The organism is Methylomonas sp. LL1 (assembly GCF_015711015.1).
GTDB lineage: Bacteria > Pseudomonadota > Gammaproteobacteria > Methylococcales > Methylomonadaceae > Methylomonas.
The window spans coordinates 3,816,917-3,833,138 of sequence record NZ_CP064653.1 but is presented as its reverse complement, the minus strand read 5'-3'; the positions used below and the strand labels follow the sequence as shown (position 1 = coordinate 3,833,138).

The 16,222-nt window shown below is 52.5% G+C and carries 20 protein-coding genes; 7 read left to right on the top strand and 13 right to left on the bottom strand.

Going from position 1 to position 16,222, the window contains the following annotated elements; all coding sequences use genetic code 11:
* Positions 1–87: 87 nt before the first annotated feature.
* From IVG45_RS17920 to IVG45_RS17860, 13 genes are all read right to left on the bottom strand, one after another.
* Positions 88–285, bottom strand: coding sequence for a winged helix-turn-helix domain-containing protein (locus tag IVG45_RS17920; RefSeq protein WP_196435146.1), 198 nt, complete (start codon positions 283–285; stop codon positions 88–90).
* A gap of 84 nt (positions 286–369) precedes the next feature.
* Positions 370–624, bottom strand: coding sequence for a cell division topological specificity factor MinE (minE, locus tag IVG45_RS17915; RefSeq protein WP_196435145.1), 255 nt, complete (start codon positions 622–624; stop codon positions 370–372).
* Positions 624–1,436 carry a septum site-determining protein MinD gene (gene minD, locus IVG45_RS17910; protein WP_196435144.1) on the bottom strand — a complete coding sequence of 271 codons (813 nt, stop codon included), beginning with the start codon at positions 1,434–1,436 and terminating at the stop codon, positions 624–626. The genes minE and minD overlap by 1 nt, the downstream gene beginning before the upstream one ends.
* Before the next feature lie 21 nt (positions 1,437–1,457).
* Positions 1,458–2,201 carry a septum site-determining protein MinC gene (gene minC, locus IVG45_RS17905; protein ID WP_196435143.1) on the bottom strand — a complete coding sequence of 248 codons (744 nt, stop codon included), beginning with the start codon at positions 2,199–2,201 and terminating at the stop codon, positions 1,458–1,460.
* A 74-nt stretch (positions 2,202–2,275) separates the two neighbouring features.
* Positions 2,276–3,634, bottom strand: coding sequence for a magnesium transporter (mgtE, locus tag IVG45_RS17900; RefSeq protein ID WP_196435142.1), 1,359 nt, complete (start codon positions 3,632–3,634; stop codon positions 2,276–2,278).
* A gap of 33 nt (positions 3,635–3,667) precedes the next feature.
* The gene (gene rapZ, locus IVG45_RS17895; RefSeq protein WP_196435141.1) at positions 3,668–4,525 is read right to left on the bottom strand and encodes an RNase adapter RapZ; all 858 of its coding nucleotides are present in this window, start codon (positions 4,523–4,525) and stop codon (positions 3,668–3,670) included.
* Between the two features lie 54 nt (positions 4,526–4,579).
* On the bottom strand, positions 4,580–4,870 hold the full coding sequence (hpf, locus tag IVG45_RS17890; protein ID WP_196435140.1) for a ribosome hibernation-promoting factor, HPF/YfiA family: 291 nt from the start codon (positions 4,868–4,870) through the stop codon (positions 4,580–4,582).
* Between the two features lie 40 nt (positions 4,871–4,910).
* Entirely contained in the window at positions 4,911–6,347 is a 1,437-nt protein-coding gene (locus IVG45_RS17885; RefSeq protein WP_196435139.1) for an RNA polymerase factor sigma-54, read from the bottom strand.
* Between the two features lie 13 nt (positions 6,348–6,360).
* Positions 6,361–7,086, bottom strand: coding sequence for an LPS export ABC transporter ATP-binding protein (gene lptB, locus IVG45_RS17880; protein ID WP_196435138.1), 726 nt, complete (start codon positions 7,084–7,086; stop codon positions 6,361–6,363).
* A gap of 2 nt (positions 7,087–7,088) precedes the next feature.
* A complete protein-coding gene (lptA, locus tag IVG45_RS17875; RefSeq protein WP_196435137.1) occupies positions 7,089–7,589 on the bottom strand; it encodes a lipopolysaccharide transport periplasmic protein LptA in 501 nt (166 codons plus the stop codon).
* Positions 7,576–8,142, bottom strand: a complete 567-nt coding sequence (gene lptC / locus IVG45_RS17870) for an LPS export ABC transporter periplasmic protein LptC (protein WP_196435136.1) — start codon at positions 8,140–8,142, stop codon at positions 7,576–7,578. Before lptC ends, lptA begins: the two co-directional genes overlap by 14 nt.
* Positions 8,139–8,672, bottom strand: coding sequence for a 3-deoxy-manno-octulosonate-8-phosphatase KdsC (kdsC, locus tag IVG45_RS17865; RefSeq protein ID WP_196435135.1), 534 nt, complete (start codon positions 8,670–8,672; stop codon positions 8,139–8,141). Before kdsC ends, lptC begins: the two co-directional genes overlap by 4 nt.
* A gap of 10 nt (positions 8,673–8,682) precedes the next feature.
* Positions 8,683–9,696, bottom strand: a complete 1,014-nt coding sequence (locus IVG45_RS17860) for a KpsF/GutQ family sugar-phosphate isomerase (protein ID WP_330165370.1) — start codon at positions 9,694–9,696, stop codon at positions 8,683–8,685.
* Between the two features lie 106 nt (positions 9,697–9,802).
* Between IVG45_RS17860 and IVG45_RS17855 the strand changes: the two genes are divergently transcribed.
* From IVG45_RS17855 to hisD, 7 genes are read left to right on the top strand one after another with little or no spacing between them, the layout of a single operon-like run.
* On the top strand, positions 9,803–10,621 hold the full coding sequence (locus IVG45_RS17855; RefSeq protein ID WP_196435134.1) for an ABC transporter ATP-binding protein: 819 nt from the start codon (positions 9,803–9,805) through the stop codon (positions 10,619–10,621).
* Between the two features lie 12 nt (positions 10,622–10,633).
* A complete protein-coding gene (gene mlaE, locus IVG45_RS17850; protein WP_196435133.1) occupies positions 10,634–11,416 on the top strand; it encodes a lipid asymmetry maintenance ABC transporter permease subunit MlaE in 783 nt (260 codons plus the stop codon).
* Between the two features lies 1 nt (position 11,417).
* Positions 11,418–11,882: an outer membrane lipid asymmetry maintenance protein MlaD gene (gene mlaD, locus IVG45_RS17845; RefSeq protein ID WP_196435132.1), complete on the top strand. Its 465-nt coding sequence runs from the start codon at positions 11,418–11,420 to the stop codon at positions 11,880–11,882.
* Positions 11,882–12,193, top strand: a complete 312-nt coding sequence (locus IVG45_RS17840) for an STAS domain-containing protein (protein ID WP_196435131.1) — start codon at positions 11,882–11,884, stop codon at positions 12,191–12,193. The genes mlaD and IVG45_RS17840 overlap by 1 nt, the downstream gene beginning before the upstream one ends.
* Positions 12,194–12,229: 36 nt before the next feature.
* Complete coding sequence (murA, locus tag IVG45_RS17835; protein WP_196435130.1) at positions 12,230–13,495, top strand: UDP-N-acetylglucosamine 1-carboxyvinyltransferase; 1,266 nt, start codon at positions 12,230–12,232, stop codon at positions 13,493–13,495.
* A gap of 15 nt (positions 13,496–13,510) precedes the next feature.
* Positions 13,511–14,146, top strand: a complete 636-nt coding sequence (hisG, locus tag IVG45_RS17830; RefSeq protein WP_196435129.1) for an ATP phosphoribosyltransferase — start codon at positions 13,511–13,513, stop codon at positions 14,144–14,146.
* Positions 14,143–15,444, top strand: coding sequence for a histidinol dehydrogenase (gene hisD, locus IVG45_RS17825; RefSeq protein WP_196435128.1), 1,302 nt, complete (start codon positions 14,143–14,145; stop codon positions 15,442–15,444). The genes hisG and hisD overlap by 4 nt, the downstream gene beginning before the upstream one ends.
* Positions 15,445–16,222 lie beyond the last annotated feature (778 nt).

Genomic DNA, 16,222 nt, shown 5'->3' with positions numbered 1-16,222 from the left:
CAGCACGAATCAAATCAGGCATTAAGCCACTAGTTTGATCAGTTCTGCTTAGGCCTGACTTAAGGCAGGGTTACGGCTGCGGGCAACTTATTTCAAGGAGAGGGTTTCCGCGCGTCCGATTATTTCGATATTCAGTTTATCTTCTTTCAATAACCAACCGATAGCGCGCTGGACTTCGTTTTTTCCCAAGCCGGTCTCGGTCGTGATTTTAGTTACACTGGACTCACCATTTGCATCCAGATAATGCCAGATTTTTCCAGCTGCATCGCCAATTACATCTCTCATTTCAACACCTCACACTTCAGCAAAAAAACCATTTTCCAACTAGGTTGGCACAACAAATTGCCCTTTCATTGTAACTGAAAACCTTTAACGCTCATCGGGTAACACAATGTTTAACTCCAAGGTTTCCTGATTGCCATCCTGTTCAAAATTAACAGTAATGGCATCCTGTCCGACGTTGACGTATTTACGAATGACCGCCAGCAGCTCCTGCTGTAATTGGGGCAAATACGAAGGCTGATTGCGAGACGAACGCTCATGGGCAACCAGAATTTGTAATCGCTCTTTTGCCAGCGATGCGGTGTTGGGCTTCGATGACCTGAAATAATCCAAGAGACTCATCACTTACTCCCGAACAACTTGCTTAACAAGCCTTTCTTCTCTTCCTCAATAAAACGATGGGGTTTTGCCTCCCCCAGATAGCGGGCCACGATGTCGGCATACGCTTGGCCCGCGTCGCTTTGTTCATCGAGGATCACCGGGGTACCCGAGTTTGATGCATTCAATACCGATTTCGATTCCGGAATAACGCCCAACAAATGCAGGGACAAAATTTCCTGAACATCGTCGACGCTCAACATTTCCCCCAGCTTGACCCTATCCGGAGAATAACGGGTCAATAATAAATATTCCTTGATCGGTTCCTCGCCCTTTTCGGCTCGGCGAGATTTACTGGCCAATATACCCAGCATCCGATCCGAATCCCGAACCGAAGACACTTCGGGGTTAGTCACCACGAACGCATCATCGGCAAAGTACATCGCAAGTGTAGCACCACGTTCGATTCCCGCGGGGGAATCGCACACAATGTATTTAAAATCTTTCGACAGTTCTTCCAGGATTTTCCCAACCCCTTCCGTGGTCAAGGCGTCTTTATCGCGGGTTTGCGAAGCGGGCAGGATAAACAGCTGATCGCAGCGTTTATCTTTAATCAGCGCCTGATTCAGGGTCGCCTCGTTATTGATGACGTTCACCAAATCATAGACCACCCGGCGCTCGCAACCCATGATCAAATCAAGATTACGCAAGCCCACGTCAAAATCGATGACGGCGGTTTTATGACCTCTCTTAGCCAGCCCCATTGCGATAGCCGCACTGGTTGTGGTCTTGCCCACGCCACCTTTTCCTGACGTCACGACGATTATTCTGGCCAATGTTATTCCTCCGAGAGAAGCTTAAATATCTTTAATAATGAGCGCCTGATTATCCAGGCTAATTTGTACCGGTTTGTGGGCAACCGCCTTAGTCAAATCATCGCTGAGTTGATAAATGCCGGCGATGGAAATCAATTCGGCCTGAAGGTCCGAACAAAAAATCCGGCTATCGACATTGCCGAGTACCCCGGCCAACGCGCGCCCCCGCAGCGTACCGTATACGTGAATATTGCCTTCGGCCATGATTTCGGCACCGGCACTGACCGTGGCGGTCACGATTAAGTCGCCCTTGGCATATACCCGCTGCCCGGAACGAACCGGTTGCGTAATCAATTTATTTTCCAAGGCTTGGCCGGAAGGCGGCTGTTTGACTTCCACCTCAGGCACGGCCAATGTTTTCGTGGCGGGCTTGGTGCTAATCGGCGAATTGCCGCCATGCATCGAATGAACCGGCAAATTCATCGCCAAGGCATCATGATTTTGTTTTTCCGATCCGCCGCGTATGCCGATAGGCATGAACTCTTGTTCACGCACCAGTGACACGATGTCGCGCAGTTCAAGCGCTAACTCCTGGCTATTCAACTTTTGTAAATCGATCAGTAACGGTGAATGCTTAAAAAACTCCGGTGCCTGCGAGGTCTTTTCTTGCAATTGTTGCCGGATCAACCCCAGATCATTACTGAACAACAGCAAAACCGGAACTGTCAATGACGTGCTTTTAAACTCTAAAGCGACTTTTTGCAAGGGTGGGGAACTAGTTGACATAGAGTTTTAAATAGAATCGGCTATTTTATGCAAGGAAATACTATCATTTTCCGCCCGAAAAAGCATAGCGCTACTTAGAGCAAGAACAGGGTTGCCAAACCCAAGAAAGCCATAAAACCGACGACGTCGGTCACCGTGGTCAACAATACGCCTCCCGCCAAGGCCGGATCAATGCCTAACCGGTCAAGCGCCACCGGAATCGCTACCCCGGATAACGCCGCGCATACCAGATTAATCATCATCGCCGAGCCCAGCAACAAGCCCAGATGCATATCGTGAAACCAGAAACCGGCAACACTAGCCACCACGACCGACCAGATCAAGCCGTTGACCAGGCCGACAGAGACTTCCTTGAATAACAAACTTACCGCATTGCTAGTCGAAACTTGCTGTAATGCCAAGCCCCGAATCACTAAAGTCAAGGTCTGGCTGCCGGCAATACCGCCCATGCTGGCGACTATCGGCATCAAAACCGCCAGAGCCACGATTTGTTGAATAGTATCTTCGAATAAATCGATCACCCAAGCCGCCAGAAAGGCAGTCATCAAGTTAATTCCCAGCCACACGGCACGGCGCTTGGCACTAGTCATCACCGGCGAAAACATATCATGCTCTTCGGTCAAACCGGCCATCCCCATCAAGGAATGATCAGCCTCTTCCCGAATCACGCCGACCACATCGTCCATGGTAATGCGACCAATGACCTTGCCGTCGTCCGCCAAAACCGGCACCGACAATAATTTGCGTTGCTCGAACAACTTCGCCACATCCCGGTTATGCATTCGGTAAGACACGCCGGTACCGCGCGCATCCATCACATCGGCCACTTTTTTATGCGGATCATGAGACAAAAATTGGCTCAATGGCAAAACGCCCTGAAATTGTTCCTTACGATCGACCACAACCAAGCTATCGGTGGAAGCTGGTATCTTGCCGCGTAATCTCATATAACGCGCCACCACATCCAACGTCACATCGGCCCGCACCGTCAACACATCCTGGGACATCAAATTGCCCGCCGTATGCTCGTCGTAACCTTGCGCCTTTTCAAACCGATTGCGGTTATTGGTACCGATGGTTTCAATGACTTGCGACAACAACGGTTCCGGCAACACATGCAACAAATCGACCATGTTATCCGAACCCAAATTTTCACAAGCAGCAATCAAATCCTTTCTGTCGGTGATTTTCAGCAAGCCGCTGCCCACCTCGACATTGACTTCCACCAAAATTTCACCCATTACGCTAGGTGGAATCACGGCCCAGATCTTGGCTCGTTGCTCCGGCTCCAGCGCCTCCAAAATATGCGCGGTTTCGGCCGGATAAAGCGAATGCACCAGCTCCCTGATTTCGATCCGAGAATCTTTTTCCAGAATTTTGCTGGCCCTGTCCAACAGCTGTTTACTGTTTTCTAATTGTATTGATGAGGTCATGGGAAAATAATCCGTGAGAGGTTCTGAGCCGCGCTAACGCAGCTCGCGATGCCTAACAATCACATTCGGAATAATGCTTCGAAAATGCTTGGTGAGCGATTCAACCAGGAAAACCGAACGATGCTGCCCCCCGGTACATCCAATGGCAATCGTCAGATAACTTCTGTTATCCGATTCAAACCTCGGCGCCCAGCGTTCTACAAAGTGGGCTATGTCATGTAAAAACTCTTGGACGATTTCCTCTCGCTGAAGAAAATCAACCACTTGCTGGTCCTTGCCGTTAAGCCCCCGTAGCCCCTGCACCCAATACGGATTGGGTAAGCTCCTGGCATCGAACACAAAATCCGCATCCAGAGGTATGCCATACTTGAAACCAAAGGATTGAAATAAAAGCGATAAATTGTTTTTAGCCTTTTCGCCCAGCCGGTTTTTCAGCAAACCGCGTAACTGGTGGTACAAGGTGTAACTGGTATCGATGACAATATCGGCATGAGTGGCTACCGGCCTCAACACTTCCTGCTCAATTTCCAGCGCTTCGCGCAAGGGTCTGTTGGCGGTGGTCAAGGGATGGCGGCGGCGGGTTTCGCTATAGCGCTTGAGAATAATGCTTTCCTCTGCCTGCATATAGACCACTTCACAGGCAATGCCCTTACTCCGAATATATTTAAGGTTCTCGGGAAAATCGACCAGTTTTTCGGTTTGATTTCGGGCATCGATCCCGATGGCGGTTTTTTGATAGGTTCCCCTATCCTCCAACATTACATAATCGATAAAGTTCTGCAGCAACGCAACCGGCAAATTATCGACGCAGTAGTAACCGCAATCTTCCAAGGTATCCAGGGCGATACTTTTCCCGGAGCCCGATAAACCGCTAATAATGACCAGTTTCATATAATGACCAAACAGGGTGAAACTAAATTTCACCCTGTCCTGTTAAGCACCCAATTAACGATGGTTTTGTAATTTTTCTTTATGTTTGACGATTTGTCTGTCCAGTTTATCGACCATAAAATCGATCGCGGCATACATATCTTCCTGTACATCTTCGGCATACAGTTTGGCGCCGCTGATTTGCACGGCCGCTTCGGCTTTTTGCTGCAGTTTTTCAACCGTCAAAATGACATGAACATCAACCACGTTGTCGAAATGACGTTTGATTTTACTGATTTTTTCCTCGACATACGCTTTTAATGCCTCGGTGACTTCTACGTGATGACCTGTGATACTGACTTGCATGGAAATACTCCTGTTTATAAAAAATGTGCTTCCCGTTAGTTTAAATTAGCCTTTTCCGCTGGCTGGTCGAAGGAATCGACATCGCTTCGCGGTATTTCGCAATGGTGCGACGCGCCACGTTGATGCCCTTCTCGTTCAATAAGTCGGATATTTTACTATCGCTTAATGGCTTGGCCGGATTTTCGTTGCCGACCAACTCTTTTATCAGTGCTCTAATGGCCGTGGCCGAGCACTCGCCTCCTCCGTCGGTACTGACATGACTGGAGAAGAAATATTTAAATTCGATCACGCCTTGTGGCGTATGCATGTATTTTTGAGTGGTAACCCTGGAGATGGTCGATTCGTGTAGGCTCAGTTCTTCGGCAATATCCCTAAGTACCATGGCTTTCATCGCGATAGGACCATGCTCGAAAAATTCGCCCTGTTTTTCGACGATACTTTTGGCCACTCGCAGCAGTGTGTCGTTACGGCTGTGCAAGCTCTTGATGAACCAACGCGCTTCCTGCAGATGGTTTTTCATGCTGACGTTATCCGAACTATTGTCGGCCCGCTTGATCATGCCCGAATAAAACGGGTTGACGCGCAGCTTGGGCGCTATTTCCGGATTCAGCGTAACCAGCCATTGATCCTTGACCTTGCTGACAAAGACGTCCGGCACCACATATTCCACGTCCATTTCCTGCAAGCGCGCACCCGGCTTGGGGTCCAGGGTGCGAATCAACGCCAGCACCCCCTTCATTTGCTCCTCGCTGAAACCAACCCGCTTGATCAGGCGAGCCTGATCGCAAGTCGCCAGCAATTCCAAATGCCGGCAAACAAAATCCAAGGTATCGGCTTTGTAGGGCATATCATCCGGCAATTGCAGTAATTGCAAACGCAGGCAATCGGCCAAATCCAGCGCGGCCACCCCAACCGGATCGAAATTTTGGATCATGTGCAAAACCGCCTGCACTTCGTCCATTTCCAGATCATCCAGCTGCTCCAGCAAGCCTTGATAAATATCGTTCAAATCGCTGGCGACATAGCCGTCATCGTTGATCGCATCGATAATAGCCACGGCAATCGCATAATCCCGTTCCGAGACATGGGTCAATTCCAATTGCCAGATCAAATGATCCTGCAAGGTTTGAGTCTTGCCGCGAAAGGTCTCGAATTCCTGCCCCTCGGAGTCATCGCCGCCGGCTGGCAGGGCACTTTCATAGACATCATCCCAGCTGACGTCGACCGGCAGTTCGTCGGGCATATCGGTCTGAGAACCTTCGCTGGTGACCTGGTCGTTGTTTTCGCTTTTCTTTTCCCGATATTCCAGAGTAGGTAAATCGTCTTCTTCCACTTCCAGCATCATGTTGGATTCCAGCGCCTGCTGGATTTCCTGCTGAAGATCCAACGTCGACATCTGCAACAGCTTAATCGCCTGTTGCAACTGCGGTGTCATGGTCAAGCTTTGACCGATTCGGAGCTGTAAGGATTGCTTCATAACCACTCGATCTCTATAAACTAAATGTCTCGCCCAGATACACGCGGCGGACTTCCTCATTATCGACCAATTGCCTGGACTGCCCTTCCGCGATGACTTGGCCGCCATTCAGGATGTAAGCCCGATCGCATATTTCCAGGGTTTCCCGAACCTTATGTTCGGTAATCAAAATACCAATTCCCCTATCCTTCAGGTGAGCAATGATCTTTTGCAATTCCAACACCGAGATCGGATCGACTCCGGCAAACGGCTCATCCAATAAAATGAATTGCGGCTCGGAAGCCAAGGCACGGGCAATCTCGACCCGCCGCCGCTCACCGCCCGACAAACCCAGCGCCAGCTGGTCGCGCAGATGGTTGATGCCGAACTCGCCCAGTAACTCGTCGATAGTCAACTCGATCTGACCGTCGGTCAAATCGGCCCGAATCTGCAATACCGCGCGTAAATTATCGGCCACGCTCAATTTGCGGAATACCGAGGCCTCCTGAGCCAAGTAGCCTATGCCCAACCGCGCCCGCCTATGCATGGGATGATGAGTAATACGCTGATCATCCAGGTAAATGTCACCGGCATCGGCCTTAACCAGCCCCACCAACATATAAAAGCTGGTAGTCTTGCCTGCGCCGTTTGGCCCCAGCAGACCGACGACCTCGCCGGTATTGACTTGCAAGCTGACGCCGGCGACCACATTGCGCCGGTTGTAACTCTTAAACAATTGTTCCGCAGTCAGACGCGCCATGGCTAGGGAGCCGCCTTGGGCTTGGGCTTGATGACCGAATGCACGCGCTTGCCGTCGGAACTAGGCTCGCCGGCTTTCAGCAAGGAGTTTTTCGTATCATATTCGATATATTCGCTGGATTGCTTGGCATCGCCTTGCCAGACCGATGCATTTTTCATGAAAATCAGCAGGTTTTTATCCGGATAAAACTCATTGATCAAGCCCTCGCCATACATTTTGTCCTTACCCACCGCCGGCAGCTGTTCGAATTTAGAGGGTTTTCCGGTCGCCACCAACTTGGTAATAGCACCCTCCTTCAGATATACCACCAGCTTATCGCCATCTATTCTAATACTACCCTGCGTTGCCACCACATTGCCGGTATACGTGCTGATCTCGGATTTTTCGTCATAAACCGCATTGTCCGAATCAACATACACCGGCTGCTCGGAATCGGTATCCAACGCAAAAACCGGCCGCATAATCAACAATAATCCCAACCCGATAACTTTACTTAATTTCATAACGCCCTTTGACTTTGGACAATAATTTCAAGTGAATAGGACTCGCAAAAGTGACTTCCATCCCCGTACCCGATGTTTGATTGGGCGGACTGACTATATCCGCCCATGCCGCCGTCTCGGCGTAATTAGTGGACAACTTGACCCGCAAATCCGAGGTGGTCACTTTCAAGGCCGAAGCGGTTTTAGACGCTTCGCGAGTAATCAGTGCCTGGCCGTTCAATTGCAAGTTATCGCCGTCGGCGGCCATGATACCGCTATCGGATTTAATTACCCAGGGCGCGGCATTGGGGTTATACAAAGTCATCACCGGTTGTTCCAGATGAGTGGAGCCATCGGCCTTGTAATGCCGCATCTTATCGGCCGCCAACTCGCTCCTTGGCAAGCCGTCCAAGCCCATTTCTTTTTTGTAATAACCCGAGCTGAAAAAGTCCGGGCTATTTTCCGCCACCTTGATTTCAGCGGCACGCTCCTCGTACAGCTGTTGCAACCACCAGGTCAGCAAGGCCACCAGGGCGACATAGAAATAAAGCTGATACTTGTCCCAAAAACTCATAAATAGGTTTGCAACATCGGCTCAAAGCTACCCTGAACCTGCATGATCAAATCACAAATTTCACGCACGGCGCCCAGCCCTCCCGGCGTTTGAGTGCACCAGTCGGCATAGCGCTTAACCGCAAAATGGGCATCGGCAACCGCTACCGCGAAACCGGCCTGTACCATGATAGGCAAATCCAACACATCGTCTCCGACATGCGCCACTTGTTCCGCGTTCAAGCCCAAACTTTTCAGGATTTCGGCAAATGCCGCGCGTTTGTTTTCGTGCCCCTGATAAACATGTTCAACCCCCAGGTTTTGCATTCTGATCGCCACCGAGTTGGATTTACGCCCGGAAATCACCGCCACATCAACTCCGGATTGCCGCAGTAACTTGATGCCGTGCCCATCCCGGGCGTGAAAGCACTTGTATTCCTTGCCGTGATCGTCAAAAAACAAGCGGCCATCGGTCAGCACGCCGTCGACATCGAGAATCAGCAATTTCAAGCGTTTGATTTTATCGAATTGGTCCTGGGTCAAATCCTGCATAAAACTATCCTCAAACAATACCGGCTCGCAGCAAGTCGTGCATATTCAACGCACCTTGCAAAGCCTGATCTTCATCCACCACCAGCAGGGCGTTGATTTTTTTGCTTTCCATGATCTGCATCGCTTCCGCCGCCAAAATATCGGCTTGGATCACCGTGCAAGGATGCGTCATCACCTTGGCAACCGGTGTTTTATGCACATCCAGATTTTTTTCCAGCATGCGCCGCAAATCGCCGTCGGTAAAAATCCCTATCACATGGCTGTTGGCATCGATCACCGCCGTCATGCCCAGTTTTTTTTCGGTCATTTCCAGCAACGCTTCACTCACTAGCACGCTATCGGCAACCCTAGGAACTTCCCGGCCGCGATGCATGATGTCATTCACCTGTAACAACAAGCGTTTACCCAGGCTGCCACCCGGATGAGACAAGGCAAAATCGTCACGGGTAAAACCCTTGGTCTGCAACAATGACACGGCCAGAGCATCGCCCATCACCAATGCCGCCGTGGTACTGGAGGTCGGCGCCAACCCCAACGGGCAAGCTTCCTGTTCAACGGCAACATTGATATGCACCGTGGCCAATCTGGCCAGGGCCGAATCGGGATTACCGGTCATCGCCACCAACGGCACGCCCAACCTCTTAATGATAGGCAGAATCGTCAAAATTTCTTCGGTTTCGCCGGAATTGGACAAAGCCAACACCACATCCTGCCGGGTAATCATACCTAGATCGCCATGACTGGCCTCGCCGGGGTGTACAAAAAAAGCCGGCGTGCCGGTACTGGCCAAGGTCGCGGCGATTTTACCGGCAATATGTCCGGACTTGCCCATGCCGGTTACCACGACCCGGCCCTTGCAAGCCAGAAACAGGTGGCAGGCGCCGACAAACTGTTCGTCGATACGCTCGGCCAGCATGGCAACCGCCCGCATTTCGGTTTGTATGACCGCTGCAGCTAATGCCCGGATCTCCCGATCACTCCCCAAACCTGTCACCCTATTGCCCGACTCTAAAAAAGGAACCATTATTGCATGTTATTAAGGACCTTTTCACCCCAAGTCATTGACTTATTCTCAATGCCTCATACAAAATAGCCTGTTTCCAATCAAAAAATTGTTGTAATTTCGGTAGATGCCTAATAGCGCAAGCTCAAATAACCATATCGTCACCGTCAAAAATCTGAGCTTTTCCCGTGGCGCCAGAAAAATTTTCGATGATGTCAGCCTGAACATTCAGCGCGGCAAAGTCACGGCGATTATGGGTCCAAGCGGCACCGGCAAGACCACATTGCTAAAACTGATCGGCGGCCAGCTCTATCCCGACGCCGGCCAAATTCAGGTGGACGGGCAAAACGTGCATCGCCTCAAAACCGCCGATTTATATACCCTGCGCAAACGCATGGGCATGCTGTTCCAAAGTGGCGCCTTGTTGACTGACATGAATGTCTACGACAATGTAGCGTTTCCGTTACGCGAACACACTCACTTGCCGGAATCGATGATACGCACGCTGGTATTAATGAAACTGCAAGCGGTCGGTCTGCGCGGCGCCCGCGATTTGATGCCGAATGAATTATCCGGCGGCATGGCCCGACGGGTGGCCTTGGCGCGCGCCATCGCGCTCGACCCGATGATGATCATGTACGACGAGCCTTTCACCGGCCAGGACCCGATCTCGATGGGCGCGCTGGTGCATTTAATCAAGTCTCTGAATACAACCTTGAAATTGACCAGCATCATCGTCTCGCATGATGTGCAAGAAACCGCCGCTATCGCCGATTACATTTATGTTTTGTCCGAAGGCAAAATCGTCGGCCAGGGCACGCCGCGGCAACTGGAGCAATCCGATTCGGAATGGGTACAACAGTTCATGAATGGCGATGCCGACGGCCCCGTACATTTTCATTACCCCGCCAAGGACTACCTCGACGACTTGCTGACCTCCAAATAACCCGGGCTCAATATGCTTGAATTTTTAGAAAACCTGGGGAAAAACACCCGCCACAGTTTTGCCAAACTGGGCCGAGGCACTTTTTTCCTGATACATACGCTGGCGGGAATTGGCGAAATCATCCCTAGACCCAGCCTACTGCTGAAACAAATGTATTCGGTCGGCGTATTGTCGTTTCTAATCATCACGATCTCCGGCTTGTTCGTCGGCATGGTGCTAGGCCTACAAGGCTTTAATATTCTGTCGGACTTTGGCGCCGAGGAATCCCTGGGCGTGATGGTTGCGGCCTCGCTGGTTCGCGAACTTGGACCGGTAGTCACCGCATTGCTGTTTGCCGGCAGGGCCGGGTCGGCTCTGACCGCCGAGATCGGGCTCATGAAAGCCACCGAACAATTGTCCGGCATGGAAATGATGGCGGTTGACCCTATCAACCGCATCATTTCGCCACGCTTTCTGGCCGGCTTTATTTCCATGCCGTTGCTGGCCGCCTTGTTCAGCGCCATCGGCGTGATGGGCGGCCATCTGGTTGGTGTCGGCATGCTGGGCGTCGACGACGGCGCATTCTGGGCGCAGATGCAGGCCAGCATCGACTTCAACGAAGACATCGTCAACGGTGTCATCAAAAGTATCGTGTTCGGCTTCGTGGTATCGTGGATCGCCCTGTTCGAAGGCTACGACGCCATCCCCACCTCGGAAGGCGTCAGCCGCGCCACCACCCGCACCGTGGTTAACTCCGCCTTCGCGGTACTGGCACTCGATTTCATTCTAACCGCACTCATGTTTGGAGACATTTAACATGCAGCATTCCAAGACACAGGACACTCTGGTCGGATTTTTTGTCGCCAGCGGCATTGCCGCCCTGTTTTACATGGCCCTGCAAATCAGCAATCTCGGCACCTATGCCAGCGACGATAGCTATACCGTAACCGCTCGCTTTCAAAATTCCGGCGGCTTGAAAGTCAAGTCGCCAGTTTCCGTTGCCGGCGTGCGCATCGGCCGGGTTTCCGCGATCAGCCTGGACAAGGAAAGCCATGAATCGGTGGTGGAAATGCGCATCGAATCGCAATACGGCAATTTGCCCGAGGACTCCGGCGCCAGCATCTATACCGCCGGCCTGCTGGGCGAACAATACATCAGCATCGACCCCGGCTCGTCCGAGGAGTTTTTGAAGGACAAAAGCAAGATCGACATCACCAGTTCCGCCATCGTGCTGGAGGAAATGATAGGCAAATTCATGCTGAACAAGGCGGAAGGCAAATAATGGCCAAACTGAGCCTGATCGAGCAGTCGCCCGGTTATTTTACCGTCGAAGGCAATCTGACCTTCGCCAGCATCGATAAGCAGACCTTGCAATCCTTCAAATTTCTGAAGGGAATCGATAGAATCTGCATAGACTTGGCCAAAGTCGAAACCACCGACAGTGCCGGCCTGGCCTTGATGATCGAATGGATCAGGCACAGCCGGATGATACGGGCGCAACTGTCCTTTAAAAACATTCCCGAACAGCTAATGGCGCTTGCCAAACTGAGCGGTTTTGACGAAACCGAATATTTTTCCAGCAGCTCATCCTGACCTGCTCCCGACACAGTCCCAGACACTTAAATATCCATGGATAAATTACTGATTACCGGCGGTCAGCCGCTTAACGGCGAACTAAGAATTTCCGGCGCCAAGAATGCCGCCCTGCCGATTTTAGCCGCCACCTTGCTTTCGGAGCATCCGGTCAGCGTCGGCAACATTCCGCACCTGCACGATATAACCACCACGCTGGAACTGCTGGGGCAAATGGGGGTGGGCTTGATGGTCGACGAAAAAATGAACATCGAAGTCGACTCCAACAGCATCGATAAATACGAAGCGCCCTACGAACTGGTCAAAACCATGCGCGCCTCGATTCTGGTACTGGGACCTTTGCTGGCCCGTTTCGGCGAGGCTCACGTTTCGCTACCGGGCGGCTGCGCGATCGGCACCCGGCCGGTCGATATACATATCGACTCACTCATCAAAATGGGCGCGGATATTCAGGTTGAAGCCGGCTACATACACGCCAAGACCAAACGCCTGAAAGGCTGCCACCTGGTGCTGGATAAGATCACCGTGACCGGCACCGAAAACATCCTGATGGCGGCGACCCTGGCCGAGGGCACCACCATCATCGAAAATGCCGCCAAGGAACCGGAAGTCTCCGATCTGGCGCATTTCCTGAACAAAATGGGCGCCAACATCACCGGCATCGGCACCGATATTTTGACCGTCGAAGGCGTCGAAAAACTCGGCGTGCCGAATTTACACTACGACATTCTGCCCGACCGGATCGAAACCGGCACTTATTTAGTGGCGGGCGCTATCAGCCGCGGACGGGTCAAACTGAAAAATACCGACCCGAATACGCTGGACGCCGTGCTGGTGAAGCTGAAGGAAGCCGGCGCCGACATCACCTGCGGCGACAACTGGATCGAACTCGACATGCACGGCAAGCGTCCCAAGGCTGTCACCGTGCGTACCGCGCCCTATCCGGCGTTCCCCACCGATATGCAGGCGCAATTTACCGCGCTGAACTCGGTCGCCGAAGGCGTGGGCTTGATTACCGAAACCGTGTTCGAGAATCGTTTCATGCATATTCAGGAACTTCAGCGCATGGGCGGGCAAATCAAGCTGGAATCCAACACCGCGATCATTACCGGCATCAACAGACTGACAGCCGCTCCGGTGATGGCCACCGACCTGCGCGCCTCCGCGAGTTTAGTATTGGCCGGCCTGGTAGCCGACGGCGAAACCCTGGTCGACCGGATTTATCACATTGATCGCGGCTACGACCATATCGAAGAAAAGTTGACTCAGCTCGGCGCAAGCATTCGCCGCGTTCCTAATTAAACCAACGATACCATCATGCTGACCATCGCCGTATCCAAGGGCCGTATTTACGAAGAGGCCCTGCCGTTTCTGGAACAGGCCGGCATCACGCCGGTCGACGATCCGGACAAAAGCCGCAAACTGATCTTGCAAACCACCCGTCCCGACGTGCAACTGGTGATCATCCGCGCCACCGACGTGCCGACCTTCGTCGAATACGGCGCCGCCGACCTAGGGATAGCCGGCAAAGACGTGCTGCTGGAACACGGCGCCGAAAGCCTGTACGAACCCTTGGATTTGGGCATCGCCGGCTGCCGTCTGATGACCGCCGGCCCGGTGAATGCGCCGGAAGTCAAAGGCCGTTTGCGTGTCGCCACCAAATACGTCAAGACCGCGCAGCGCTATTACGCCGACCTGGGCATACAGGCCGAACTCATCAAACTCTACGGCTCGATGGAATTGGCACCGCTGGTCGGCCTGGCCGATTGCATCGTCGATTTGGTCGACACCGGCAACACCCTGAAAGCCAACGGCCTGGAACCGCGCGAATTGATCGCCAACATCACCTCGCGCCTGGTAGTGAATAAGGCGGCGATGAAAATGAAACACCAGGCCATACAAGCCCTGATAGACCAGTTCGAAACCACTTTGGCACAACGGCAATCACCATGACAGCAATCCAAATGTTGCGCCTCGACAGCGCCGACCCTCACTTTGCAAGCGCGTTAACGCAAAGACTGGCCTGGGACGCCAGCGACGATTTGGAGATACACCAACGGGTTTTAGAGATTATCGCCAATGTGCGGCAAAAGGGCGATCAGGCCTTGATCGACTATACCAACCGCTTCGACCGGACAGACTTTCAATCCGCCGCTGAACTGGAATTGGGCCAAGCCGCATTAAAACAAGCCTGGGACAGCCTGCCCGGGGATCAAGCCCAGGCCTTGCAAACCGCCGCCGAGCGCGTCCGCGCTTATGCAGAACATCAAAAAATGCAATCCTGGCAATTCACCGAAGCCGACGGCACAGTGCTGGGCCAGAAAGTCACGCCGCTGGATAGGGCAGGGCTGTATGTACCGGGCGGCAAAGCCGCCTATCCATCCTCGGTATTGATGAATGCAATTCCGGCCAAGGTTGCCGGCGTCGGCGAATTGATCATGGTGGTGCCGACCCCCGGTGGCGAAACCAACGCCATGGTGTTGGCGGCGGCCTATATCGCCGGCGTGGACAGAGTCTTCACCATCGGCGGCGCGCAAGCCGTGGCGGCGCTGGCTTACGGCACCGAAACCATTCCCGCAGTCGACAAGATCGTCGGCCCCGGCAATATTTACGTCGCCACGGCCAAAAAACTGGTGTTCGGCCAGGTCGGCATCGACATGATCGCCGGCCCGTCGGAAATATTGATCATCTGCGACGGCCAGACCGACCCGGACTGGATCGCGATGGACTTGTTCTCGCAAGCCGAACACGACGAAAACGCCCAGTCGATTCTGATCAGCGACGATGCCGATTTCCTGGACAAGGTCGAAGCCGGCATCAACAAGCTGTTGCCGGAAATGGAGCGCGCCGACATCATCCGCGCCTCGCTGACCGGACGCGGCGCCTTCATCAAGGTGCCGGATTTGTCGGCCGCCGCCGAAGTCGCCAACCGCATCGCTCCCGAGCATTTGGAGTTGTCGGTCGCCGAGCCGGAAGCCTTGTGCGCGCAGATTCGCAACGCCGGCGCCATCTTCATGGGCCGCTACACCGCCGAAGCCCTGGGCGATTATTGCGCCGGCCCCAACCATGTGTTGCCGACCTCCAGCACCGCCCGCTATTCGTCGCCGTTGGGAGTGTACGATTTTCAAAAACGCAGCAGTTTGATTAATTGTTCGGCTGCCAGCGCCTCGGAACTCGGCAAGATTGCCTCGGTACTGGCGCGGGGGGAGAGTTTGACCGCGCATGCCAGGTCGGCGGAGTATAGGATTTAAGATTATTGATCTCGTTCCCGCGCGCCGCGTGGGAATGCAGCGTAACCGCGCCAGCGGTAACGAAGCGCCAGTCAATCCAACGAGATCAAAACGAGGCAATTATTGTGTCGCTATCGCGACGGGTTAATTTAATGTCGGTTCGCGGACCGACAACCGCGATACTTTCTTTTGCGTCGCCAAAAGAAAGTATCCAAAGAAAAGGCGACCCGGCATTCCGCCTTGATCCTGTGCTTCTCGCTTTTGGCGAGGGTTTTCGGAAAGGCTATCCTTAGCCCTCCGAAAACGAGCGGCATCCCTGCCGTTCCCCTGACGGGCTGATCTCGCCAAAAGCTGCGATGCTCGGGGCGAAATAACGGGAATAAAACCATCCCACGATTCGGTAGAAAATCAATATAAAAGTTACAGTTTCGAAATATAGGATACACCGAAGCTAGGAGGCGCATCGATCGCGACCTCTGCGCCTTGCTTCGCGCGGCACAACCTATTTGTGGTGGCGCACGTATCGCGTTATAAATTTCCGATTGATTACCAGTTAGCATATAATTCCTTCCCTAAAAGAAGCAGCAAAATCCAAACATCTTTAGCTGCTTATGTACCGATACAAGCAAACTGCTTTACAGAAACAAAGCAGCATCACAAGCTTTAGAGGTACAGACTATTTCGATTTCATGATCCGTAAGGACACATCAGCTAACGAATCGAAAGTAGGCAATGGCATCAGCCAGCCAAAACATGCATCAAGACCAACAAAATATTTAGGTATTTGCCGTAGATCGTT

Bases quoted from the DNA above. Each gene is read 5' to 3' on its own strand.
- hisD (WP_196435128.1), top strand. From the start codon at position 14,143: ATGACAGCAATCCAAATGTTGCGCCTCGACAGCGCCGACCCTCACTTT.
- mgtE (WP_196435142.1), bottom strand. From the start codon at position 3,634: ATGACCTCATCAATACAATTAGAAAACAGTAAACAGCTGTTGGACAGG.
- lptC (WP_196435136.1), bottom strand. From the start codon at position 8,142: ATGAGTTTTTGGGACAAGTATCAGCTTTATTTCTATGTCGCCCTGGTG.
- lptB (WP_196435138.1), bottom strand. From the start codon at position 7,086: ATGGCGCGTCTGACTGCGGAACAATTGTTTAAGAGTTACAACCGGCGC.
- IVG45_RS17885 (WP_196435139.1), bottom strand. From the start codon at position 6,347: ATGAAGCAATCCTTACAGCTCCGAATCGGTCAAAGCTTGACCATGACA.
- rapZ (WP_196435141.1), bottom strand. From the start codon at position 4,525: ATGAAACTGGTCATTATTAGCGGTTTATCGGGCTCCGGGAAAAGTATC.
- minE (WP_196435145.1), bottom strand. From the start codon at position 624: ATGAGTCTCTTGGATTATTTCAGGTCATCGAAGCCCAACACCGCATCG.
- IVG45_RS17860 (WP_330165370.1), bottom strand. From the start codon at position 9,696: ATGGTTCCTTTTTTAGAGTCGGGCAATAGGGTGACAGGTTTGGGGAGT.
- mlaD (WP_196435132.1), top strand. From the start codon at position 11,418: ATGCAGCATTCCAAGACACAGGACACTCTGGTCGGATTTTTTGTCGCC.
- IVG45_RS17920 (WP_196435146.1), bottom strand. From the start codon at position 285: ATGAGAGATGTAATTGGCGATGCAGCTGGAAAAATCTGGCATTATCTG.
- lptA (WP_196435137.1), bottom strand. From the start codon at position 7,589: ATGAAATTAAGTAAAGTTATCGGGTTGGGATTATTGTTGATTATGCGG.
- kdsC (WP_196435135.1), bottom strand. From the start codon at position 8,672: ATGCAGGATTTGACCCAGGACCAATTCGATAAAATCAAACGCTTGAAA.
- minC (WP_196435143.1), bottom strand. From the start codon at position 2,201: ATGTCAACTAGTTCCCCACCCTTGCAAAAAGTCGCTTTAGAGTTTAAA.
- mlaE (WP_196435133.1), top strand. From the start codon at position 10,634: ATGCTTGAATTTTTAGAAAACCTGGGGAAAAACACCCGCCACAGTTTT.
- hpf (WP_196435140.1), bottom strand. From the start codon at position 4,870: ATGCAAGTCAGTATCACAGGTCATCACGTAGAAGTCACCGAGGCATTA.
- IVG45_RS17855 (WP_196435134.1), top strand. From the start codon at position 9,803: ATGCCTAATAGCGCAAGCTCAAATAACCATATCGTCACCGTCAAAAAT.
- IVG45_RS17840 (WP_196435131.1), top strand. From the start codon at position 11,882: ATGGCCAAACTGAGCCTGATCGAGCAGTCGCCCGGTTATTTTACCGTC.
- hisG (WP_196435129.1), top strand. From the start codon at position 13,511: ATGCTGACCATCGCCGTATCCAAGGGCCGTATTTACGAAGAGGCCCTG.
- murA (WP_196435130.1), top strand. From the start codon at position 12,230: ATGGATAAATTACTGATTACCGGCGGTCAGCCGCTTAACGGCGAACTA.